Source organism: Desulfogranum mediterraneum DSM 13871 (assembly GCF_000429965.1).
In the GTDB taxonomy this organism is placed as follows: Bacteria; Desulfobacterota; Desulfobulbia; order Desulfobulbales; family Desulfobulbaceae; genus Desulfogranum; species Desulfogranum mediterraneum.
In genome coordinates this window covers 147,478-169,591 of sequence record NZ_AUCW01000015.1, presented here as the reverse complement: position 1 = coordinate 169,591, position 22,114 = coordinate 147,478, and the positions used below count along the sequence as shown (strand labels likewise).

20 protein-coding genes are annotated in these 22,114 nt (G+C 60.0%); 15 read left to right on the top strand and 5 right to left on the bottom strand.

Features of this window, described 5'->3' with window-relative positions; all coding sequences use genetic code 11:
* Positions 1-9: 9 nt before the first annotated feature.
* Entirely contained in the window at positions 10-1,317 is a 1,308-nt protein-coding gene (locus G494_RS22500; RefSeq protein WP_051305521.1) for a 3-deoxy-D-manno-octulosonic acid transferase, read from the bottom strand.
* Positions 1,318-1,603: 286 nt separating this feature from the next.
* On the opposite strand from G494_RS22500, the gene G494_RS26680 reads away from it, so the two are divergent.
* The 4 genes from G494_RS26680 (at position 1,604) to G494_RS0107960 (ending at position 4,440) form a co-directional block, all read left to right on the top strand.
* The gene (locus tag G494_RS26680) at positions 1,604-1,774 is read left to right on the top strand and encodes a hypothetical protein (RefSeq protein ID WP_153305802.1); all 171 of its coding nucleotides are present in this window, start codon (positions 1,604-1,606) and stop codon (positions 1,772-1,774) included.
* Positions 1,775-1,885: 111 nt separating this feature from the next.
* On the top strand, positions 1,886-2,371 hold the full coding sequence (locus G494_RS0107970) for an Lrp/AsnC family transcriptional regulator (RefSeq protein ID WP_028584109.1): 486 nt from the start codon (positions 1,886-1,888) through the stop codon (positions 2,369-2,371).
* 44 nt (positions 2,372-2,415) lie between these two features.
* Positions 2,416-3,675 carry a diaminopimelate decarboxylase gene (locus G494_RS0107965; RefSeq protein WP_028584108.1) on the top strand — a complete coding sequence of 420 codons (1,260 nt, stop codon included), beginning with the start codon at positions 2,416-2,418 and terminating at the stop codon, positions 3,673-3,675.
* A gap of 12 nt (positions 3,676-3,687) precedes the next feature.
* Positions 3,688-4,440, top strand: a complete 753-nt coding sequence (locus G494_RS0107960; RefSeq protein WP_028584107.1) for a 16S rRNA (uracil(1498)-N(3))-methyltransferase — start codon at positions 3,688-3,690, stop codon at positions 4,438-4,440.
* On the opposite strand, the gene murJ is transcribed toward G494_RS0107960, so the two are convergent.
* Positions 4,407-6,035: a murein biosynthesis integral membrane protein MurJ gene (murJ, locus tag G494_RS0107955; RefSeq protein WP_028584106.1), complete on the bottom strand. Its 1,629-nt coding sequence runs from the start codon at positions 6,033-6,035 to the stop codon at positions 4,407-4,409. The two genes, G494_RS0107960 and murJ, sit on opposite strands and share 34 nt — an antisense overlap.
* A gap of 185 nt (positions 6,036-6,220) precedes the next feature.
* Between murJ and fusA the strand changes: the two genes are divergently transcribed.
* Both fusA and G494_RS0107945 read left to right on the top strand, forming a co-directional pair.
* Positions 6,221-8,284, top strand: coding sequence for an elongation factor G (gene fusA, locus G494_RS0107950; RefSeq protein ID WP_028584105.1), 2,064 nt, complete (start codon positions 6,221-6,223; stop codon positions 8,282-8,284).
* Positions 8,285-8,809: a MogA/MoaB family molybdenum cofactor biosynthesis protein gene (locus G494_RS0107945; protein ID WP_232362510.1), complete on the top strand. Its 525-nt coding sequence runs from the start codon at positions 8,285-8,287 to the stop codon at positions 8,807-8,809. It abuts the gene before it with no gap.
* 123 nt (positions 8,810-8,932) lie between these two features.
* Here the strand turns inward: G494_RS0107945 and purM are convergent, their stop codons facing one another.
* Entirely contained in the window at positions 8,933-9,991 is a 1,059-nt protein-coding gene (gene purM / locus G494_RS0107940) for a phosphoribosylformylglycinamidine cyclo-ligase (RefSeq protein ID WP_028584103.1), read from the bottom strand.
* A gap of 11 nt (positions 9,992-10,002) precedes the next feature.
* Here purM and G494_RS27360 point away from each other — a divergent pair, with 11 nt between their 5' ends.
* The 4 genes from G494_RS27360 to G494_RS0107920 all read left to right on the top strand — a co-directional run bounded on the left by G494_RS27360 (position 10,003) and on the right by G494_RS0107920 (position 13,314).
* Entirely contained in the window at positions 10,003-10,173 is a 171-nt protein-coding gene (locus tag G494_RS27360; protein WP_208597650.1) for a hypothetical protein, read from the top strand.
* Positions 10,174-10,318: 145 nt separating this feature from the next.
* Positions 10,319-10,519 carry a DUF2065 domain-containing protein gene (locus G494_RS0107930; RefSeq protein ID WP_028584102.1) on the top strand — a complete coding sequence of 67 codons (201 nt, stop codon included), beginning with the start codon at positions 10,319-10,321 and terminating at the stop codon, positions 10,517-10,519.
* A 265-nt stretch (positions 10,520-10,784) separates the two neighbouring features.
* Complete coding sequence (mgtE, locus tag G494_RS0107925; RefSeq protein ID WP_051305520.1) at positions 10,785-12,167, top strand: magnesium transporter; 1,383 nt, start codon at positions 10,785-10,787, stop codon at positions 12,165-12,167.
* Positions 12,168-12,186: 19 nt separating this feature from the next.
* Positions 12,187-13,314 carry a S1C family serine protease gene (locus G494_RS0107920; protein ID WP_028584100.1) on the top strand — a complete coding sequence of 376 codons (1,128 nt, stop codon included), beginning with the start codon at positions 12,187-12,189 and terminating at the stop codon, positions 13,312-13,314.
* Between the two features lie 85 nt (positions 13,315-13,399).
* Here G494_RS0107920 and G494_RS0107915 read toward each other — a convergent pair whose 3' ends face one another.
* Both G494_RS0107915 and G494_RS0107910 read right to left on the bottom strand, forming a co-directional pair.
* Positions 13,400-14,101, bottom strand: a complete 702-nt coding sequence (locus G494_RS0107915; protein WP_084456555.1) for a TIGR04211 family SH3 domain-containing protein — start codon at positions 14,099-14,101, stop codon at positions 13,400-13,402.
* Positions 14,102-14,301: 200 nt separating this feature from the next.
* The gene (locus G494_RS0107910; protein WP_232362512.1) at positions 14,302-15,351 is read right to left on the bottom strand and encodes a hemolysin family protein; all 1,050 of its coding nucleotides are present in this window, start codon (positions 15,349-15,351) and stop codon (positions 14,302-14,304) included.
* A 248-nt stretch (positions 15,352-15,599) separates the two neighbouring features.
* On the opposite strand from G494_RS0107910, the gene G494_RS0107905 reads away from it, so the two are divergent.
* The 5 genes from G494_RS0107905 (at position 15,600) to G494_RS25300 (ending at position 22,079) form a co-directional block, all read left to right on the top strand.
* A complete protein-coding gene (locus G494_RS0107905; protein WP_051305519.1) occupies positions 15,600-17,141 on the top strand; it encodes a leucyl aminopeptidase in 1,542 nt (513 codons plus the stop codon).
* A gap of 144 nt (positions 17,142-17,285) precedes the next feature.
* Entirely contained in the window at positions 17,286-18,302 is a 1,017-nt protein-coding gene (fbp, locus tag G494_RS0107900) for a class 1 fructose-bisphosphatase (RefSeq protein WP_028584096.1), read from the top strand.
* A 102-nt stretch (positions 18,303-18,404) separates the two neighbouring features.
* Complete coding sequence (locus G494_RS22495) at positions 18,405-19,844, top strand: MltF family protein (RefSeq protein ID WP_161629955.1); 1,440 nt, start codon at positions 18,405-18,407, stop codon at positions 19,842-19,844.
* Between the two features lie 302 nt (positions 19,845-20,146).
* Positions 20,147-21,838 carry a 2-isopropylmalate synthase gene (gene leuA / locus G494_RS0107890; protein WP_028584095.1) on the top strand — a complete coding sequence of 564 codons (1,692 nt, stop codon included), beginning with the start codon at positions 20,147-20,149 and terminating at the stop codon, positions 21,836-21,838.
* A 7-nt stretch (positions 21,839-21,845) separates the two neighbouring features.
* Complete coding sequence (locus G494_RS25300; protein ID WP_028584094.1) at positions 21,846-22,079, top strand: hypothetical protein; 234 nt, start codon at positions 21,846-21,848, stop codon at positions 22,077-22,079.
* Positions 22,080-22,114: the final 35 nt, after the last annotated feature.

Here is a 22,114-nt window from a genome sequence, read left to right as displayed (position 1 = left end):
AGCCCTTGACTAGGGGCTGGGGGCAAGGAGGGGCTCCAGTGCCTCCAGGTGGCGTCGAATCACCCCCTGATGTTTTCGGACCCACTCCCGGCCTGCCTGCCCCTGCCGTTGCCCTTTGGCCCGGTCGTCGAGTATCTCCTGGATTCCCTGGTAGAGTTCCTCTGCAGATTGGACCTGAACCGCACCCCGGCATGCCGTCAATTCGGCGGCAATCTCGCTGAAATCCTCCATGTGATGACCAAAGAAGAGCGGCACTCCAAAGACGGCCGCCTCCAGGGGGTTGTGTCCGCCGCTGTCCACCAGACTGCCGCCGATGAAGGCCGCGTCTGCCAACTGGTAGGCCTGGGCCAGCTCGCCGATGGTATCCAGGATCAGGAGCTCAAAGGGACGGCCCGCCTCCAGGGTGGTCCTGCGGTCAGGGTGGAAGCCGAGCTCTCTAGCCTGATCTGAGAGCTGGCCGGCGCGTTGAATATCACGCGGCGCCAGGATCAGCCTGAGGCCAGGGTGGTGGGCCTTGAGTCGGTGGAAGACCCGAAAGATCATGCTTTCTTCGCCCGGATGGGTGGAGCCGCAGATCCAGGTCAGGACCCCTTCGGGGATGGCGTAAGCCTGTTTGAGTCGGGATGCTGCCCCAGGGTCTGCAGCGGAGCTCAGGATGGTGGTGTCGAGCTTGAGGTTGCCCAGGGCCTGGACCCGCTGGACCGGGATACCCAGGCGTTGGATCTGCTCCAGGTCCGAACGGGACTGCATGCTCAGGAGGGAAAACGAGGAAAAGAGCGGTCGGAAGAACCAGCGAAAGCGTAGGTAGCGGTTCAGGGAAGCCGCAGAGATGCGGCCATTGACCAGCACCGTGGGGATGGCGTGCTGCTGGAGGGAAAACAGCCAGTTCGGCCAGAGATCGGTCTCCACCAGGATGAAGAGCTCGGGCCTGAGGCGCCGGAGAAAGAGGCGCACCGTGGGCAGGAGGTCCAGGGGGGAGGGGATGATGAGGTCCACATGGGGGCTGAGCAGTTCCTGGGCCAGGACCTGGCCGGAGCGGGTGGTGGCGGAGAAGACCAGCACAGCCCCGGGCCACTCTTGTCGCAGTCCCTTGATCAGAGGCAGTGCCGAGGTGGTCTCTCCCACGGAGAGGGCATGGACCCAGATGGTGGGGCCGGCCTGGCTGGGAGTGATTGGAGGGATGCCCCAACCCAGACGACCCAGGATGCGGGAGCGATATTTCGGCGTCAGGAGCACGATCAGGGCGATCAGGGGGGAGAGGGTCAGGCCTCCGAGGATGGTTATGAGATTGTACAGGCTGAGAAAAAGGCGATACACCGGGGAACTCCAGCTTGGTTTGATGGTCGGTTGGGTCGTGACGAGCCGACTAAAGGATCTTTGGGCAGGTGGGGCCTGCCCCCTTGAGGCGCCAATGGATACCCGCTGTCGCCGAACTCTGCAAGCCTTTGCCTGTCTGCAGACCATTTTCCGGAGCCTGGCCTTGGCAGCCGCTTGCTGGGACCCCTCTTCTGCTCACTGCCCTTGCTGCACCATCCAGCCGCAATGGCTGAGCCGGGTGGCTGGCCCTTAAAAAAACGCAGTCTCGCCTCCCATGGTACCGAAAATGAGCTATGAAATCAAAAGGAAAGAGAACTGTCCTGGTAAACGCTGTTCGCCGCCCCCTGAATCTGTCTGTGGTGTTGTGGTGGGCCTGGCGCTGTTCCTGTCAGGATTGTTTGCTGATTTTTTATGGCATTTTGCGGGGCTTTCCAGAACGATCGTCTTTGTTTCTTGATTTGTGGCGAACAATGTTCTTGACAGTGGCGGCCTCGGGAGTATGGTGGAGGCAATCGGATCGTGGCTGCTGCTGGAACCAGGTCCTGAAATCGGAACAGAGGTGGAGAAGATGATAGATGCAACCAGTATGAAGATCCTCCAAATACTTCAGGAAAAGGCCAGGATTCCCAATGTGGAGGTGGCCCGGCAGCTGGAGATGGCCCCTTCGGCTGTGCTGGAGCGGATCCGTAAGCTGGAGCGTCAGCAGATCATCGACGGCTATGAGGTCCGCCTCAACCCGGAGCAGTTCAACCGTCGTCAGGTCGCCTTTATCCAGGTGCTGACTGCGGCCGGAGCCGATCACTCCCGCCTGGGTGAAGCCTGTGCCGCCATTGCCGAGGTCCAGGAGGTCCACTATGTGGCCGGGGAAGACAGTTTTCTGCTCAAGGTCCGGGTGGCGGATACCCGGGAGTTGGGACATCTTCTTCAAAAGCGGCTTGCCGCCCTTCCCGGGGTCAAGTCCACCCGGACCTCAACGGTCCTGCATACCTACAAGGAGAGCGCCAAACTTCCCTTAAGCGATCCCTCTGTCACCACAAACGGCCCGAGCAAGTAACGACAATCCAAGTAACGACAATATATCTTTCAAGGAACAGAACCATGCCCATGTCAGCTGATTTTCAGAGTCGACTCTTTCCCCATCTGCCAACCCTGGTGGATCACTTCCAGACTCCCTTCCACCTCTATGATGAGGCCGGGATCAGGGCCACCGGTGCACGGCTGAAAGAGGCCTTTGCCGGCATCGACACCTTTCGGGAGTACTATGCGGTCAAGGCCCTGCCCAACCCTGCCATCCTGGCCATCATGCAGGATATGGGTTTTGGCTTTGACTGCAGCTCAGACACCGAGTTGATGCTCAGTCGGCAGCTCGGCGCCCGGGGAGAGGACATCATGTTCACCTCCAACAACACCAGCCCGGAAGAGTTTGCCCTGGCCGCAGCCGACGGCGGCTGTATCCTCAACCTGGATGATATCAATCTGATCGACCGGGTGGAGGAGATGCCGGAGTTGATCTGTTTTCGCTATAACCCCGGGGCCCGCCGTTCGGGCAACGACATCATCGGCAACCCGGTGGAGGCCAAGTATGGGGTGAGCCATGAGCAGATCGTGGAGGCCTACCAAAGGGCCCGTGACCGGGGCGCCAGCCGCTTCGGCATCCATACCATGTTGGCCTCCAATGAGCTCTACCATGGCTACATGATCCAGACCGCTGAGATGCTCCTGGATTTGATTGAAGAACTCCAGGCCGAACTGGGGATCAGCTTTGAGTTCATCAACATCGGCGGAGGCCTGGGGATCCCCTATACCCCGGCTGCCGAGCCCCTCAACCTGGAGGCCATGGGGAGGCGGATCACCACCCTCTTTGCCGAGTTTGCCGGCAGAAACGGCTATCAGCCCGCCCTCTACATGGAGAGTGGTCGTTTCGTCACCGGGCCCCATGGAGCCCTGGTCGTTCGGGCCATCAACCGCAAGGATATCTACCGGACCTATGTGGGGGTGGATGCCTGCATGAACGCCCTGATGCGACCGGCCCTCTACGGCGCCTATCATCATATCCAGGTCCTGGGCAAGGACGGGGAGAGTGAAACCGAGCTGGTGGATGTGGTGGGCTCGCTCTGCGAGAATAACGATAAGTTCGCCATCCAGCGGGAGCTGCCGCGGATCAGTGACGGCGATACCCTGATCATCCATGACACCGGTGCCCATGGCTCGGCCATGGGCTTTAACTACAACGGTAAGCTCCGCCCCAAGGAACTGCTTTTGAAGAGCGACGGCAGGGTCGAGCTGATTCGGCGGGAGGAGACCCCGGCCGACTACTTTGCCACCCTGGATTTTACCCCGGACAGCCTCCGGCCTTAGGACGAGCAGCGGATGAACCTTTTAATTTTTGCTGCCGATGAGCTCCAGGGCAGCCTCCTGGAGCTCTCCGGCCGTCGGGCCCGCCACCTGCGCAAGGTGCTCCGGGTGGAACTGGGGGATAAGGTCCGGGTGGGGATGGTCAACGCTGGGGTGGGCAGTGGCCGGGTGGTCTCTCTCGATCAGGGGCGGGTCGGCCTGGAGGTGGAGCTTGCTGAGCTGCCCAGGCCCCAGTTTGAGCTGGAACTGATCCTGGCCCTGCCCAGGCCCATCATGCTCCAGCGGATCATAAAGCAGGCCACGGTCCTGGGGGTGCGGCGTTTTCACCTGATCCGTTCCAGGCGGGTGGAGAAATCCTTCTTCCAGAGCCCGGTGCTGGAGCCGGACAGGCTCCACGGCCTCCTGCTGGAGGGCATGGAGCAGGGCATGGATACCTGGCTGCCCCAGGTCATCATTCATCCCCGCTTCAAACCCTTTGCCGAGGATGTCCTCCCAACCCTGGAGGGGCAGGGGATCATTGCCCATCCAGGCGGCGATCACTCCCTGGCAAGCCTGGAGCTCCCCTGGAAGGAGACCATGCCCCGGATCCTCCTGGCCGTGGGGCCAGAGGGCGGCTGGAATGATTTTGAGGTGGAGCTGTTCACTGCCCAGGGATTTTCCTCCTTTACCATGGGCCAGCGGATCCTCCACGTGGATACCGCCGTGGTGGCGCTGCTCTCCCAACTGCAGCTGCTCTATGAGCTGGAGGGTGCCTTGGAAAAGCGCTGAGCCAGCTTTCCGGTCAGCAGGGTCAACTCCGGCAGCCTGAGCAGCTGCAGGCAGAGGCCGTATGAGAGGCCGCCGGTTGCTACCAGGAGAAAGACCGCAAGGGCCTGGAGCGGAATCGAGCCGTGCAGCCAGCCCTGGAGCAGTTCCCGCAACCACCAGACCCCGCCGGCCATCACCCCAGTGGCCAAGAGAATTTTCCCCACTCCCCTGGCCAGATAGACCAGGGGCAGTCCTTCCAGCTTGCGGATCAGTACCCATCCCAGAAAGAGAAAGTTGCAGCTCATGGCAGCGGAGGTGGAGAGGGCAATACCCCGGTGCTGAAACTGTTCGATCAGGAGGTTGATGATGATCAGGTTGGCCGCCACTCCCAGGAAGCTGCCGATCACCGGGTAGCGGGTGGTGTTGATGGCATAGAAGACCGGGACCATGATCTTGATGGCTGAGTAGGCAAACAGGCCCAGGGCATAGTAGCGCAGGGCCTGGGCCGTCATCAGGGTGTCACTGGCTGCAAAGACCCCATGCTCGAAGATCAGGCGGATGATGGGCTCGGCCAAAAGGATCAGGCCCAGGGTGGCCGGGATGGTCAGGCTGAAGACCAGGATCAGGGAGGAGATAAAGGACTGCTTGAGCTGGTCCAGTCGTTTTGCTGCTGCCTGTTTCGCCATCACCGGCATCACCGCGATGGAGAGGGCCACCCCAAAGACGCCGATGGGCAGCTGAACCAGGCGGAAGGCATAGTTGAGCCAGGAGACCGAGCCCTCGGCGCAGCCGGCGGCAAAGTTGGTGTTGATGAAGATGTTGAGCTGGGTGGCCGAGAGGCCGATGGTTGCCGGCAGCATCAACAGCAGGATCCGGCGCAGGCCGGGATCTTTGAGCCGGAGGCGTGGGCTAAAGCGGAAGCCGGTCTTGTGTAAGGTGGGCAGCTGCATTCCCAGTTGGAGGGCCCCGCCGATCAGGGTACCCCAAGCCATGCCGGCGATGGCCGGTTGCGCAAAGAGGGGAAAGAGCAGGGCCAGGGAGACCCCGCCGACGATGGATCCCAGGTTGAAGAAGCTCGAGGCCAGGGCAGGGATAAAGAAGCGGCCCTTGGTGTTGAGGATGCCCATGACCACGGCGGCCAGGGAGACAAAGAAGAGAAAGGGAAACATGATCCTGGTCAGCTTCACGGTCAACAGGGTCTTGCCGGCCACGCTGGCAAAGTCGGGGGCCAGCAGGTTGACGATGGGCTCGGCGAAGTAGATCCCCACCAGGGTGAGGACGCTGAGCAGCAGGGCAAAGAAGATCAGCACCGTGGAGGCCAGGGCCCAGGTGGCCTGGGACCCCCGGTTGGTATCGTAGTCGGAGAAGACCGTCACAAAGGCGGCGGACAGGGCCCCCTCCCCGAAGAGGTCCCTGAGCAGGTTGGGGATGCGAAAGGCCACCACAAAGGCGTCGTAGGCATAGCCTGCGCCAAAGAGGCCTGCAAAAAGTTGTTCACGGATGAGGCCGAGGACCCGGCTGCACATCACCGCGCCTCCCACGGCTCCGGCGGATCGTGCTATTTTGGCGGTGGAACCGCTGGGAGCGTTGGCCTGATCAGGTTTTGGGGCAGTCATGGGGCGCTGAAGATATCACTAGGTTATCACTTGACTTTGTCAGATTAATCTGAATATATAGAATTTTGTTTCTGGGCTTGATGGTTACCATCCCGCAGGGGAAAGAGGAAGTGTTTTATCTGTTCCAGCGGAGGATGGCGGCCGTATACACCTAACATTAACCACCCGTTTCACCGGAGGTATCCATGCAGGACGTACAACAAATCAGGAATGCGGTTATTCTCGGACATGGCAACAGCGGTAAATCAACACTTGCTGAGGCCTTACTGTTCACGGCAGGCTCGGTGAAGCGGTTGGGAAAGGTGGATGATGGGACAGCCTCAATGGATTTTGAGCCCGAAGAGATCAAGCGTCAGGTCTCCATCAGCGCGGCCTTCAATCACCTGAGCTGGAAGAAGCAGGAGATCTTTCTTACCGATACCCCGGGTGATGACAACTTTGTCAACGAGACCCGCTTTGCCGTCCAGGCGGCCGACAGCGCCATCCTCACCGTGGGCGCGGTCCTGGGGGTGCGTCCCCAGACCGAAAAATTTGTCGATCTGGTTCAGGAGCGGGAGTTGCCCTGTCTGATCTGTATCACCCGGATGGACCGGGAACGGGCCGACTTTGCCAAGACCGTGGCAGCCATCCGTTCCGCCTTCACACTTAACCCCGTGGTGCTCTCGCTGCCCATCGGCGCAGAGGATGATTTCAGGGGCGTGGTGGATATCCTGGCCCAAAAGGCCTTGATCTTTGACGACAAGGGTGGAGCCAAGGCCGCGGATATTCCGGCCGAGATGGCGGATGAGGTGGCTGAACTCCGGGAAAATATGATGGAGTATGTGGCGGAGACCGATGACGAGCTCCTCGAGGCCTTCCTGGAAGAGGGTGAGTTGACCGATGAGCAGCTCCGCAGCGGCCTGGCCCGGGCGGTCCGCCGCGCCCAGCTGGCACCGGTCTGTGCCTGCGCCTCCCTGGTCAACAAGGGCTCCAGCGTGATCCTGGACGCCATCGTCGACCTGCTGCCCTCTCCGGACCAGCGACCCGCCGTCTCCGGCATCAGTCCCAACGATGATGAGCTGGTGGAACGGGAGGCAGATGCTGCGGCACCCTTCTCTGCTCTGGTATTCAAGACCATGGCCGATCCCTTTGCCGGCCGCCTGACCATCTTCCGGGTCTTCTCCGGTACCCTGGAGGGGGACAGCTTCTACAATGCCAACAGGGAGAGCAGCGAACGATTCGGTCAGCTCTATATCATGGAAGGCAAGGAGCAGAAACCGGTGGACCGGGCCGTTCCCGGGATGATCATTGCCGTGGCCAAGCTCAAGGAGACCACCACCGGGGACACCCTCTGTACCGAGGCCGAGCCGATCGTCATCGAGTCTGTCGAGCCCCTGCCCACGGTGCTGGCCTATGCCATCAGCGCCAAGAAGGGCGATGAGGAGAAGCTCTTTGCCTCGATCACCAAACTCTTGGATGAGGACCTGACCCTGAAGCTGATCCGGGAACAACAGACCAGGGAGGTCCTGATCTCAGGGGTGGGCCAGGTGCACCTGGAGATGATCAGCGAGAAACTCAAACGTAAATTCGGGGTGGAGATGGAGTTGCGCACCCCCAAGGTACCCTACCGCGAAACCATCAAGGGGAACACCACGGTCCAGGGTAAACACAAGAAACAGTCCGGTGGTCGCGGTCAGTTTGGTGACTGTACCGTGGAACTCTCGCCCCTGGCCAGGGGCGAACAGTTTGAATTTGTCGACTCCATCGTGGGCGGGGTCATTCCCCAGCAGTATCGACCTGCGGTGGAGAAGGGGATCCTTGAGGCCATGGAGAAGGGCGTCGTTGCCGGTTACCCCTTTGTCGATCTCAAGGTCAACCTGATCGATGGCTCCTACCATAACGTGGACTCCTCGGAGATGGCCTTTAAGGTGGCCGGCTCCCTGGCCTTCAAGAAGGGGGTCATGGATGCCCAGCCCATCCTGCTGGAGCCGATCATGGAGTTGGAGGTGCGGGTGGGCAAGGACTTTGTCGGCGATGTGATGGGTGATCTCAACAGCCGCCGCGGCAAGGTCTTGGGCATGGACTCCAGCGACAAGTACGAGATCGTCAATGCCCATGTACCTCAGGCCGAGATCCTGCTCTATGCCCTGGATCTGACCTCCATGACCGGTGGTCAGGGAACCTTTGTGGTCAACTTTTCCCACTACGAGGAGGTGCCCTCTCATATTGCCGAAAAGATCATTGCCGAGCACCAGAAGGCAGCGGAGTAGGTGGTCGTGTCTGGTGGGGCTGCACAAACCGGCCATGGCTACTCCTGCGGGATCCTGACCCTCAGCGACAAGGGCTCCCGCGGTGAGCGGGAGGATACCAGCGGACCGCTGCTCAGGGAGATGGTTACGGAGGCCGGCTACCAGGTCCGGGCCTACCAGATCCTGCCGGACCAGGAGGCCCTGATCCGGCAGACCCTGATCCAGTGGGTGGACCGGCAAGGGCTGGATCTGATCCTCACCACCGGGGGCACCGGGGTCTCGCCCAGTGACCGGACCCCGGAGGCGACCCGCAGGGTTATTGAGTTGGAGGTTCCGGGCATCGCCGAGGCCATGCGTGCCGCCAGTCTGGCCAAGACCATCCAGGGGGTCTGGTCCCGGGCCATTGCCGGGATTCGCGGCCAGAGTCTGATCATCAACCTGCCGGGGAGCAGGAAGGCGGCCGGAGAAAACCTGGCCGCCGTACTGCCGGCCCTGGAGCATGGTCTGGATAAACTCAAGGGGAGTACGGCAGACTGTGCACCCTGATCAGCCTGCTTCTCCGTATTGACTGCCGGCCAGGGCAGCAACAGCCCGCTTGAACGAGAAAGCCCCCTGTATCGCGGGATACAGGGGGCTTTCTTTGTCCTTCAGGCAAGGGCGGTTCAGGGTTCAGGCCTCGTGGATGACCACATTCTTGCCCTCTGTATCCTTGGCCGCGGCAACCACCTCGCCGATCAGGTAGGGCTGTTCGCCTAGGGCCTTGAGCTGGTGAAGGATGTCGTCCACCTGGTCGGCACCGACGATGGCCAGCATTCCGATCCCCATGTTAAAGGTCCGGTACATCTCCTCGCTGGCGATCTTGCCCTGCTCCTCCAGGTATGCAAAGACCGGCAGGACCGGCCAGCTCCCGGCCTGGAGGTGGACATCACAGCCCGTGGGCAGAATCCGGGGGATATTATCGATAAAGCCACCGCCGGTGTTGTGGATCAGGCCGTTCACCGGGTAGCGGCGGATCAGGTTGGTCAGGCTGTCCACATAGATGCGGGTGGGGCGGAGCAGTTCTTCACCCAGGGTGCAGCCGAACTCCTCGACATAGTCGTCCACCTTCATGCCCAGGTCGTCAAAGAAGACTTTGCGTACCAGGGAGTAGCCGTTGGAGTGGAGTCCGGAAGAGGCCAGGCCGATGATCTTGTCGCCCACCCGAATGTCGCTGCCGTCGATGATGGAGTTGCGGTCGCCGATGCCGACCACGAATCCTGCCAGGTCGTAGTCACCGGATTGGTAGAGGCCCGGCATCTCAGCGGTTTCGCCGCCAATCAGCGAACATTGAGCCAGCTTACAGCCTGCGGCGATGCCGGTGACGATCTCGGTGGCCACCTCAAGGTCCAGCTTGCTGGTCGAGAAGTAGTCCAGAAAGAGGAGCGGCTTGGCCCCGCTGACGATCACGTCGTTGACACACATGGCCACCAGATCGATACCGATGGTGTCGTGTTTGTTGCACAGCTTGGCAATGTTGAGTTTGGTCCCCACGCCGTCGGTGGAGGCGATGAGCACCGGGTCTTTGACGTCTTCATTGCCGATGGCATAGAGGCCGGAAAAGCCGCCGATATCGTTGAGCACCCCACGTCGATGGGTGTCGGCGACGATATCTTTGATGCGGGAAACAAAAAGGTTGCCTTTGTCGATATCAACACCGGCTTCTGCGTATTTTGAGGTCGATTGTGTCATAGGATCATCTGTTGGCAGACAGCTCGGCTGAGGCGTCGGCTGGCTGGAGTTTTTCTGTACGCATCCTTGCAGATACGTTTTTTGTCGACTTTCTGGTGCAGATAAAGAGTCGGGATATCAACACCATGCCTGCCGAAAAGGTCGTTTTCCTTAAGAGAGGCCGCTGCGAGCTGGAGGCTTGAACAGCGGGGACTGCTGCTGAGGTTAGCGAAAAAAGCGTATTGATAATGCATCGAGAACACACCTGTAAACTACTTTTTTTTGCTGAGTACTGTCAATATGTTTGTGAGGATTGCACCAAGCGTCGCTATCTGGTAATGAGAGGGGATGAAACTGTTGATCACCTTAATCGGCCTTGTTTTTATCCTGGAGGGTTTACCCTATGTGGTTTCCCCTGAAGGGATGCGGCGATGGCTCAAACAGCTGCTGGAGCTTAGTTCCGAGCAGTTACGGCTGATCGGCATTGTTGCCATGATTGTCGGTTTTATCCTCTGTTTTATCGGACAGCGCAGCGGACTCTTTTCCTGATGCTGTGACCACAGTGTGGCTGGCGGAGGCTCCTGCTCCGCTTGGCCGCTGTGTCGGCCGTTTAGCCATTGACTTTTATCCCCGTGGTTCATTAGAATACAATATTTTGCCCTTGCTGTCCTGGTGTGTGAAGCCCCTGCTGCCTGGGCAGGAAAGGTTCAGTGATCTCACTCCGGTCGCTGAACCATGACGTTTCCCTCGTACAGGACCGGCGTGTGTGCGTGATGGTCTGAAGATACATCCTCTGGTGCACAAGGTGCAGGTTATGGAAAAAACTCCAAAAAGAGAAATGGTTGGGCTGGAAGGAAAGGTCCTTCGTGATACCCTGCGTCGCCTCCATCGTCGTGGAGCTGTGGAAAATATCCGTAAGCTCCTGGTCAAGACCCACCCGGCTGATATCGCCTGGGTGTTCCGTTCCCTCAGTTTTACCGAACAGAAAGACATCTTTGAGATCCTGGCCCAGACCGATCAGGTGGCCGACTTCCTCAGTGAGCTTGACGAGTCGATCATGGTGGATCTGGTCGAGGGCCTGTCGGCGCAGTTCATGGCCAACGTGGTCACCGAGATGGCCTCCGACGATGCGGCTGACCTCCTGGAGGCCCTGCCCAATGAGACCGCGGTCGAGATCCGGACCCATATGGAGCTCAAGGATCGTTACGAGGTCGAGGAGCTGCTCAAATATGACCCTGCCACGGCCGGCGGGATCATGTCCCCGGATTTCATGTACCTTGACGAGGACCTCACCGTGGAGGAGGCCATTGTCAAGGTGCAGAAGCGCAGTGAGGAGAAAGAGATGGTCTTCTATCTCTACATCACCCACGGCGACGGCCAGCTGACCGGGGTCCTCTCCCTGCGGGAGCTGCTGCTCCACCCCATGCACCGCAAGTTGAAAAATATCATGAACACCAACGTGGTCTCGGTGACCACCGATACGGACCAGGATGAGGTGGCCCACATCGTCTCCCAGTACAATATGCTGGCCGTGCCGGTGGTGGATGCCGCCTATACCATGGTGGGTATCGTGACCGTGGATGATGTGATCGATGTCCTCCGGGAAGAGGCCAACGAAGACTTCATGCAGATGGCCGGAGCCGGACGCGACCAGGAGATCCTGCTCAAGCCGCTCCACCAGAAGATCCTGATCCGTGCCCCCTGGCTCTTGGCATCCTGGATGGGCGGGGTCGGGGCCATGTACATCATCAACTCCTTTGAAGCCGCCCTGCTCCAGGTCCTGGCCCTGGCGGCCTTTATCCCCATCATTGCCGGCATGGGCGGCAACATCGCCACCCAGTCCAGTACCATCATCGTCCGTGGCCTGGCCACGGGACGGGTGAACATGCACCATTTCTTTCAGATCGTCTTTAAGGAGTCCCTGGTGGGGCTGGCCCTGGGCACGATCTTTGGCCTGCTCCTGGGGGTGATCGCCTTCTTTTCCTACGCCAATCCCATGGAGCTGGGCCTGGTGGTCGGGGTCTCGGTCTTTGCGGTCATGGTCATGGCCGCCATGGTCGGCTCGATGGTGCCGCTGATGCTGAAACGGCTGAATATCGATGCGGCCGTGGCCACCGGTCCCTTTATCACCACAGCCGTCGATGTCCTCGGGATCGGCCTCTACTTCATGGTGGCCAAGATGTTGCTCAATCTCTAAGCAGGAGCGCCCGCCTTCGATGCACTCTCCATTTTCCGGAAAACCAGCGCGGCTCAGCAGCCGGACTGTCTGGCTGCTGATCATCGCCGCCACCTGCGCCTGGCTGCTCTTTCAGACCCTGCAGCCCGGGTCCTTGGATCCAACCGCCGTGCCCAGGTCCATCGAGGCTCGCGGGGATCTGGCCGCAGACGAACAGACCACCATCGAGATCTTTCGTCGGGCCGCTCCTTCGGTGGTCTATATTACCACCACCGCGGTGCGGCGGGATCTCTTCAATCTCAATGTCTATGAGATTCCCCAGGGCACGGGCTCCGGTTTTATCTGGGACAAGTCCGGCCGGATTGTCACCAACTACCACGTGATCTCCGATGCCAACCGCATCCAGGTGACCCTGGCCGACCACACCACCTGGAAAGGGGTGCTGGTGGGGGCGGCCCCTGATCGGGATCTGGCGGTACTCCAGATCTCGGCCCCGGCCAGTGGGCTTCAGCCCATCGCCATCGGCGACTCCTCCAATCTCCAGGTAGGGCAGAAGGTCCTGGCCATCGGTAACCCCTTTGGCCTGGATCAGACCCTGACCACCGGGGTGGTCAGTGCCATCGGTCGGGAGATCAAGGCGGTCACCGGTCGGACCATCCATGACGTGATCCAGACCGATGCGGCCATTAATCCCGGCAACTCCGGGGGGCCGCTCCTGGACAGCGCCGGCCGGCTGATCGGGGTGAATACCGCCATCTACAGCCCTTCAGGCGGCAGTTCGGGTATCGGTTTTGCCGTGCCCGTGGGCGAGGTCAACCGGGTGGTGCCCCAGGTCATTCGCCAGGGCAAGGTGATCCGGCCCGGCCTGGGGATTGCCCTGGCCAATCGACGTCTGGGCCGTGAGCTTGGACTTGAAGGGGTGCTGGTCCTCAAGGTGATGCCCGGCTCTACAGCAGCACAGGCTGGCCTACGGGGTACCAGGCAGGTGCGGGGCGGCTTGATCCTGGGGGATGTCATCCTTGGGGTCAACGAGGTGCAGGTGGATGATTACGACTCCCTGCGGGATGAACTGGAACGCTATCAGGTGGGGCAGGAGGTGGTGTTAGAGATCTTGCGGGAAGGCGGGGTGATTGAACTCCGCGTTCAGCTGGAAGCCGCCGACGGCTGACGGCAGCTGCCGATCAGCCCGCCTCCCGGGCGTCCCACTGGGGATGTCTGGGAGGCAGGTCCGGCTTTTGCCTCAGGGTGCGCTGCTAGGAGAGCAGGCTGGATTTTTTGTTGCGGGAGCCTTTGGAGAACCGACCCAGCAGCCAGCCCAGGAGCAGAACCCCGGTACCGGCCAGGAACCATTTGATGGACTCGTTTTTTTTCAACACCGAGTTGGCTATCTTCACTCCGGAGTAGTCCTGTTTCAACTTTTCAATCTTGAGCCTGGCCTGGCTCAGTGCCTCCTTGGTCTGGACCACATCCATGGTGTCCCGTTCCAGGGTCTGATATCGTTCCTGGATGTCGGTTCGTTCGGCGATACAGGCGGAGAGCTCCTGGGCCGTACTGCCCTGGGTGGTGGAGAGCTCCTCGAGCTGTTGGCGCAGCTCGGCCAGCGTGGTGGTCAACTCCTGGTTTTCGCTGGTGAGCCGTCCCAGCTGTTGGCTCAGGGGTGGGCTGGGGCTCAGGTAGCGCTTGAGGATCCAGCCCTGTTTATCGTTTTTCAGCCGGACCTGGGCCCAACCCGCTTTTTCCTTGAGCAGGGTTACCGCAGTACCGTCGGAGACAATGGCGATGATCTTGTAGTCAGTGCCCTGGCCGCGGCGCATGGGGATCTCTGCCGAGGGCTGGACATAGAGGGTCTGCGCCGTGGCCGTGGTTGCCAGCAGCAGCGAGGCGGTGAGCAGCGACCTGCCCAGGCGGATTGCCGGCCGCAGGCTGGTGGAGAGAAACATTCCTTGCTTTTTCATAGATTCTGTTCTGGTTGTGGAGATGTGGGTGGGGCTGGTTGATGCCGGCAAAGGCGTCGCTCGGCGGCCGCTCTCCCGGTTTGGGGGAGCAAGGACCGGAGCTTATTTCTACCATCAATTGAGTCTGCCTGCCACTCTGATCCTTGTTTTGAGAGCAACCAGCCAAGCAGCGGCCGGCCAGGCCGGGTATCAGGCTCTCCTTAAGGATGGTTCTCATCTCCCAGCTCACGGCTGGGCAGCTTTTTTTTCTTGAGCCGGGCAAACTCGCGCATACTCCGGTTCTTGTCCGATTCATCGACAATCTCACGTCCCAGGATCTCCTCGATGATATCCTCCAGGCTGAGCACCCCGGTGACGCTGCCATACTCGTCCACCACCACCATCAGGTGCTGGTGATTCTCAAAAAAGTCGATAAAGACCCGGTCCAGGGAGGCGGTCTCAGGGACAAAGTGAACCGGCCGCATCAACCGGGAAAGTTCCAGCTCATCCTGGTCCAGGGCCGCTGCCATCAAGACATCCTGGCTCAGTACCAGGCCCACGACGTTGTCCTGATCGGTGTCATAGAGCGGTACCCGACTGTGCATCCGCCACTTTTCCTCCTCCTGACTGGCCTGGCTGATGGTCAGGGACTGTTCCACGGAGAAGGTGACGGTTCGGGGAGTCATCACCTTGCGTACAGACTTCTGGTCCAGCTGGAGGATGTTGGCGATGACGGTCTCCTGGTCGGCCTCAATCTGGCCAGATTTGCGGCTGAGACTGGCAATGGTCTGGAGCTCGGCAGCCGAGATCAGTTGCGACTGGTTGTTGTTGGGAACCAACCTGGTCACCGCCCGGCAGAGCCAGATGATGGGGCGGAGCAGGGTGATCATCACCTGGAGCGGGGCCACGATAAAGGGGGCCAGTTGGCGACTGTAGACCACCCCGATGGTCTTGGGCAGGATCTCTGAGAAGAGCAGGATGGCCAGGGTAAAGGAGAGGGAGAACCAGACCAGCGAATGCTGACCGAAAACCGCCACTGCCGCAGCCCCGGCCACCGAGGCGCCGATGGTGTTGGCAATGGTGTTCAGGGTCAGGATGGCGGTGATGGGGCGTTCCACATTTTCTTTGAGCTGGTGCATCTCCTTGGCCTTGGCAGGGTGCTTTTCAGCCATGAGTTCCACCTGGGGCGGCGACAGGGAGTAGAGCACTGCCTCAAACACGCTGCAGAGTGCGGAGATGAGAATGGCGAAGCTAACGGAAAAAATGAGCACGGCAAGCAAGGGGACCTCCTGGATGTGGTGAAAATGTTTGCCTATAGTAGCGGATAATTATAGTTTTGCCAATTGAGGTTCAGGGGACTATGGTGTATGAATCGGTTCAGCGCCCTGGGTCAGGCCGTGGCCTTGCCTCTGTCCGGATCCCGGTGCGGTGCGGGGCCGGGGGAAAGAGGCGGTCCCCCTCGGTTCAATGGAGACCAGGCAAGTTCTGTAAAAAAAAAAACAGAGAGAGATGAGGGGATATGATAAAACTGACAAAAAGAGCTCCTGAAGAGTTTGCCGGGGATCTTCTCGTTTACCTGGTTGAAGAAGAGGTCGATCGCCTGGGCGGCGAGGCCAGCGCCCTCTTGAACCGGGTACTCTATCAGATCAAGGCCCATGGCGATTTCAGCGGCAAACAGGAAGAGTTCTTCTGGTTTTACCCCAGGATAACAGGTGAGGCGGAACCCGACTGCAAGGCCAGGCGGGTATTGCTGGTGGGCCTGGGTAAACAGGATGAGACCATGTCCGGACGGCTGGAACAGCTGCGCCTTGCCGGAGGGGTCATTGCCCAACAGGGGGCCAAGGTCAAGGCTGAAGAGGTCCTGGTGGTGCTGCCCGAAGACGTCGTCCTCTCCGCAGCCGAGATTGCCGAGGCCATGACCGAGGGACTGCTCCTGGGCAACTACCGTTTTGATCACTACAAGACCCCTGGGCAGGACCAGGATAAGGCCAGACCTGTGGCCACCTTCCTCCTAAGCGATGGCGGACTCTCCGCAGCCGCAGTCCGCCGGGGCATGAATCGGGGGCGGATCCTGGCCGAGGCCGGCTGCAGTGCCCGGGATATGGCCAACCAGCCCGGTAACAGCTGGACCCCTGCCGAGTTTGCCGACTATGCCAAGAAGATTGCCAAGAAGAGTCCTCTGAAGTGCAAGATTATCGAAAAGGCGACCATGAAGAAACTGGGTATGGGCGGAATCCTGGGGGTGAACCAGGGCTCTGCCGTACCCCCCAAACTGGTGATCCTTGAGTATCGGACCAACAAGAACAACCCCACGGTGATGCTGGTGGGCAAGGGCTTGACCTTTGATTCCGGCGGGATCAGCATCAAGCCGGCCGCCGGCATGGAAGAGATGAAGTATGACATGTGCGGCGGCGCCGCGGTGCTCACGGCCATGCAGGCCATTGGCGAGGAACAACCTGCCGGGGTCAATGTGATCGGTCTTATTCCCACCACCGATAACATGTCCGGTGCCGCTGCCCTGAAACCAGGCGACATCATCAGCCACTTTGGCGGCAAGAGCGCGGAGATCATCAACACCGATGCCGAGGGGCGGCTGATCCTGGCCGATGCCCTGGCCTATGGTATCGAGAGCTACGAGCCCGAGGCGGTGATCGATCTGGCCACCCTGACCGGGGCCGTGATTGTCGGCCTGGGCCATCACCGCAGCGGCCTGATCTCCAACAACGATCAGCTGGCCCAGCGGCTGCTGGAGGCGGGTGAGCGCTCGGGCGAGCCCCTCTGGCGTCTGCCCATCGGGCCTGAATATAGAAAACAGCTCGATTCCCAGGTGGCGGATCTCAAGAATACCGGCGGTAAGAGTGCCGGCACCATCACCGCAGCCTGTTATCTCCAGGAGTTTGTCGGCGAAACCCCCTGGGCCCACCTGGATATCGCCGGCACGGCCTGGGGCTTTACCGAGAAGTCCTATATCCCCAAAGGTCCCTCAGGGATCGCGGCCAGGACCCTGGTCAACCTCTTGCGAGGCTGGAAATCGCTCTCCCCGGGCGAGCAGCAGAGCTGAGGCTGGCTTTTTCAGCTCGCATCGGTCGGGCAGGGGGTCCGCGCTGCCGGGCAGCCGAGCTACTTATGGAACAATCCAGGGCCAGGCCCTGGCATACCTATACCCTATTTATGTTCACTGAGAGACGCTTCTCAGGGAGGTGCAATGTTAGTTAAGCGAAAAGGGATCACCGTATCCCGACAGATCATGGATGATCAGTTACTTCATCCCGAGGCCACCGGTGAGTTGACCGGCCTGCTCAATGACCTGGTTGTGGCCGGGAAGATCATCAGTGCCGAGGTCAACATGGCCGGCCTGGCCGACATCCTCGGTCAGTCGGGAAAGACCAACATCCAGGGGGAGACGGTCCAGAAGCTGGATGTCTTTGCCAACCAGACCATCAAGCGGCGGATGGAGCAGTGCGGCTATGTCTGCGTGATGGCCTCGGAAGAGGATGACGAGGTGATCCCGGTGCTCCAGGGCTATGAGGGGGAGTATACCATAGCCTTTGATCCCCTGGACGGCTCCTCCAACATCGATGTCAATGTCAGTATCGGCACGATCTTCTCCATCCATCGTCGCCTCTCCAGCAGCGGCCAGGGCAGTGAGGCCGACCTTCTCCAGAAGGGCTCCAGGCAGGTGGCAGCCGGCTACATCATCTACGGCTCTTCCACGGTGATGGTCTACACCACCGGCTCCGGGGTCCATGGCTTTACCCTGGATCCCAGTGTGGGCGAATTCTTCCTATCCCACCCGGATATCACCATTCCCGCCGTCTGTCCCTATTACTCGGTCAACGAGGCCTACAGCAACTACTGGTTTGACGCCACCCGCGACTTCATCACCCGTTTAAAGGAGGAGAAAGAGGGGATGGGGCCCTACAGCCTGCGCTACATCGGCTCCCTGGTGGCGGATTTTCACCGTAACCTGGTCAAGGGCGGCATCTTCCTCTATCCCAGGGACAAGAAGAGTCCGGAAAAGTCAGAGGGTAAGCTGCGGCTGCTCTACGAGGCGGCACCCCTGGCCATGGTGGTGGAACAGGCCGGTGGTCGGGCCATCACCGATGACGGTCGCCGGATCCTCGATATCGAGCCGACCTCCCTTCATCAGCGGGTTCCCCTGATCATCGGCTCCAGGCAGGAAGTCGACCTGGCGGAACAATTTTTCCGCAGTCAAGGCTGATCCGCCTTGTCCTTCTCTGCTGTTCATCGATTGTAAGGGGGTGGTTCCATGAAGGTCGGCGCGCGGTCAAGGGGCACCATGGTGAGGCAGTTTTCGACTCGTGTGCAACGGTGGTGTTCGGCAGCGGCCCTGCTGTTGCTCTGCAGCCTCGGCGGCATGCCGGTTCTTGCTGCAGAAAATGAGCTGGATATCTATCACAACGAGATCCGGCTGGGGGATCTTGATCAGCTGGAGCAGGCCCATGTGATCCGCTTCCTGGTCCCCTTCAGCAAGACCTTCTACTTCCTCGATCAGGCCCATCAGCGCGGCCTGAGCTACGAGATGATCAAGTTGTTTGAAGAGGAGGTCAACGATCACCGCCAGAAGGGACACATCAGGATCAAGGCCGTGGTGATTCCCACCCCCAGGGATCGCCTCCTGACCGACCTTGCCCAGGGCTACGGCGATGTGGCTGCCGGCAACCTGACCATTACTCCGGAGCGCTTGCACAAGGTCGATTTTAGCGAGCCCTTCTATGACGATGCCAGGGAGGTGGTGGTCAGCACTGCCGCTGTCTCCGGCCTGAAGAGTCTGTTTGAACTCTCCGCCAGGGAGGTCTATGTCAGGAAATCCTCCAGTTACCATGAGAGCCTGCTCCGGCTGAACAAGACCCTCCAGGCCACGGCCAAGAAACCGGTGCGCATCCGGGCAGCCGATCCGTACCTGGAAGATGAAGACCTGTTGGAGATGGTCAGTGCCGGCCTGATCCCCATGGTGGTGGTTGATCTCCATAAGGCCAGGGTCTGGGCAGAGGTCTTTCCCGGCCTGGTCGTCCACGATGGGCTTGTCCTCCGCCGGGGCGGCAGAATCGGCTGGGCCATCCGCCAGGGCAGCCCCCTCTTGAAGGAGGAGGTCAACCGTTTTGTCCGTGGACACCGCCAGGGCAGCCTCCACTTCAACATGCTGGCCAGGCGTTATCTCAAGGATCGTCGCTATCTCAGCAACAACACCAGCCAGGAACAGCTGGAAAAGTTCAAGACAGTGATTGCCCTGCTGCGCAAGTATGGCCGAAAGTACGCCTTTGACTGGATCATGATCGGCGCCCTGGCCTACCAGGAATCAGGGCTTGATCAGTCCAAGAAGAGCAGGGCCGGTGCCGTGGGCATCATGCAGGTGCTGCCCAGTACGGCTGCAGATCCCAATGTGGGGATCAAGGATATCCATATCCTGGAGCAGAATGTCCACGCCGGTACCAAGTACCTCCGTTTCATGGTGGATCGCTACTACGCCGGTGAGCAGATGGATCCGGTCAACCGCCACCTCTTTGCCTTTGCCTCCTACAACGCCGGTCCTGCCCGGGTTGCCCGGCTGCGCAAAGAGGCTGCAGAGGGTGGCCTGGACCCCAATGTCTGGTTCAACAACGTGGAGTTGATTGCCGCCAAACGCATCGGCCGGGAGACGGTCCAGTACGTCTCCAACATCTATAAGTACTATATTGCCTATCGGTTGATCGTTAAGACCCTGGAGCAGAAGAACCGCAGCAAACAGCAGGCCGCTCCCTAGCCGGATCCGGCAAAGTGGTATGATTGTGTCCGGGTTGGGGAGCCCGGGGAGGGGAAAAACTTTCTTGACAATCAAAAATCGGGCTGTACTATAGAATCCATACCAATGACCATGAATACCAACGTAATATGGCCCAATGACCTTCGAACTCGCTCTACTCCTACTCCTGAATGAACTAGCTACCACCGCCGTGGGAGAAGAGGGAGCCTTATCCTGAGTAGACGATTAGACCCGCCCCTTCCAGCCACGGTTTGTATAAACCGTGGCTTTTTTTTTGTTTTTTGAACGCAGTGGAGATGCCAATGGATGCTGTCACAACCAGAAAATACCAACCCTATAGCCGGGTGAACCTCCCTGATCGTACCTGGCCGGATCAAACCATCGAGACCGCCCCTGTCTGGTGCAGTGTGGATCTCAGGGACGGCAACCAGGCCCTGGTGCAGCCGATGAATCTCGAGGAAAAGCTGGAGATGTTTGAGCTGCTCACTGCCATCGGCTTCAAGGAGATCGAGGTCGGCTTCCCGGCAGCATCTCAGGTGGAGTTTGATTTCATGCGTCTGCTCATCGACGGCCAGCGGATCCCGCCCGGGGTGGTGATCCAGGCCTTGACCCAGTCCCGGGCTGCCCTGATCCGTAAGACCTTTGCCTCCTTTGTCGGGGCAGAGGAGGCCATTGTCCATCTCTATAACTCCACCTCCACCCTGCAGCGGGATGTGGTCTTCCGCAAGGGCCGCAGGGAGATCATCGAGCTCGGGATGGCAGGGGCCAGGCTGATCCGTGAGCAGGCCAGGGACAGCGACGTCCGTATCCGCTATGAGTACTCGCCTGAGAGCTTCACCGGCACAGAGCTCGAATTTGCCCTGGAGATCTGTGAGGCGATCATGGAGGTCTGGGAGCCCACCCCGGAAAACCCGGTGATCCTCAACCTGCCGGCCACGGTGGAGATGTCCACTCCCAACATCTACGCCGACCAGATTGAGTGGTTCTGCCGCAACCTCTCCAGTCGCGAGTGCGCGCTGATCAGCATCCATGGTCACAACGACCGGGGCACGGCGGTGGCTGCCACCGAGCTGGCCCTGATGGCCGGGGCCGACCGGGTGGAGGGCACCCTGTTCGGCAACGGCGAGCGCACCGGCAACGTGGATCTGGTCTCCCTGGCCCTGAACATGTTCACCCAGGGGGTGAACCCCAACCTGGATCTCTCCAATATCAACAAGGTGATCAACGTCTACGAGCGCTGCACCAAGATGAATGTTCCTCCCAGGCATCCCTATGCCGGGGAGCTGGTCTATACTGCCTTTTCCGGTTCCCATCAGGACGCCATCAACAAGGGCATGGATGCCCTCCTGGCCCATCCGGAGAGCCTCTGGGAGGTGCCCTACCTGCCCATCGATCCCCAGGATGTGGGCCGGACCTATGAGTCGATCATTCGGATCAACAGCCAGTCCGGCAAGGGCGGGGTGGCCTATGTGATGGATAAGGAGTTTGGCTTCAAGTTGCCCAAGGAGATGCACCCCGGTTTTGGCCGGGTCATCCAGGAGGTGGCCGATGCCAGCGGCGATGAGCTGAGCCCGGAGGTCATCTTTCACACCTTTGAAAAAGAGTACCTGCTCAATGCCAATGGCTTTGTGCTCAAGGCCTTTAACGTGATCAAACGCCACCTGGATGATGACGAGGAGCAGTCAACGGCCGAGGTTGAGGCCATGCTGGAGGTCCATGGCCAGGAGACCTGGGTGGAGGCCGTGGGCAACGGGCCCCTGGACGCCTTCTGTGAAGGCTTGCGTAATAGTCTGGGCATGGGGTTCACCCTCCACTCCTACCATGAGCATGCCCTGACCAGGGGCAGTTCCTCCAAGGCCGTGAGCTATATCGAGATCATCGACCAGGACCAGGAGGGCTGGTGGGGTGCCGGGGTGGACACCGATATCATCATCTCCTCCATCAAGGCCCTGCTCAGTGCCCTGAATCGTTCAGATGCCAAGAATAACCAGTGAGGGGCTGATGGCAAACAACAGAGGCTCCACCTCCCTGATCCGGCGCCTGAACAACCTCTTTCAGGTGATCACCGACTGGCTGCTTATCCTCCTGGGCGGACTGCTGCTGGGTGTGGCCTACCGGGCCATCGATGTGGTGGAGGTGAAGTACGCGGTGATGGTGGTCGGGCTGGTGCTGGCAGGGGCGGGCTTCTGGTTTCGTTACCGGCGGCTGAAGGCCAGGAGGCGATCGCAGCCCTAGCTGCACCGCGGTGCGCTGCCAGAAAACTGTCGTCA

Bases quoted from the DNA above. Each gene is read 5' to 3' on its own strand.
- murJ (WP_028584106.1), bottom strand. From the start codon at position 6,035: ATGACTGCCCCAAAACCTGATCAGGCCAACGCTCCCAGCGGTTCCACC.
- G494_RS0107960 (WP_028584107.1), top strand. From the start codon at position 3,688: ATGAACCTTTTAATTTTTGCTGCCGATGAGCTCCAGGGCAGCCTCCTG.
- leuA (WP_028584095.1), top strand. From the start codon at position 20,147: ATGGATGCTGTCACAACCAGAAAATACCAACCCTATAGCCGGGTGAAC.
- fusA (WP_028584105.1), top strand. From the start codon at position 6,221: ATGCAGGACGTACAACAAATCAGGAATGCGGTTATTCTCGGACATGGC.
- fbp (WP_028584096.1), top strand. From the start codon at position 17,286: ATGTTAGTTAAGCGAAAAGGGATCACCGTATCCCGACAGATCATGGAT.
- mgtE (WP_051305520.1), top strand. From the start codon at position 10,785: ATGGAAAAAACTCCAAAAAGAGAAATGGTTGGGCTGGAAGGAAAGGTC.
- purM (WP_028584103.1), bottom strand. From the start codon at position 9,991: ATGACACAATCGACCTCAAAATACGCAGAAGCCGGTGTTGATATCGAC.
- G494_RS0107970 (WP_028584109.1), top strand. From the start codon at position 1,886: ATGATAGATGCAACCAGTATGAAGATCCTCCAAATACTTCAGGAAAAG.
- G494_RS0107920 (WP_028584100.1), top strand. From the start codon at position 12,187: ATGCACTCTCCATTTTCCGGAAAACCAGCGCGGCTCAGCAGCCGGACT.
- G494_RS25300 (WP_028584094.1), top strand. From the start codon at position 21,846: ATGGCAAACAACAGAGGCTCCACCTCCCTGATCCGGCGCCTGAACAAC.
- G494_RS0107930 (WP_028584102.1), top strand. From the start codon at position 10,319: ATGAAACTGTTGATCACCTTAATCGGCCTTGTTTTTATCCTGGAGGGT.
- G494_RS0107905 (WP_051305519.1), top strand. From the start codon at position 15,600: ATGATAAAACTGACAAAAAGAGCTCCTGAAGAGTTTGCCGGGGATCTT.
- G494_RS0107965 (WP_028584108.1), top strand. From the start codon at position 2,416: ATGCCCATGTCAGCTGATTTTCAGAGTCGACTCTTTCCCCATCTGCCA.
- G494_RS26680 (WP_153305802.1), top strand. From the start codon at position 1,604: ATGAGCTATGAAATCAAAAGGAAAGAGAACTGTCCTGGTAAACGCTGT.
- G494_RS0107915 (WP_084456555.1), bottom strand. From the start codon at position 14,101: ATGAAAAAGCAAGGAATGTTTCTCTCCACCAGCCTGCGGCCGGCAATC.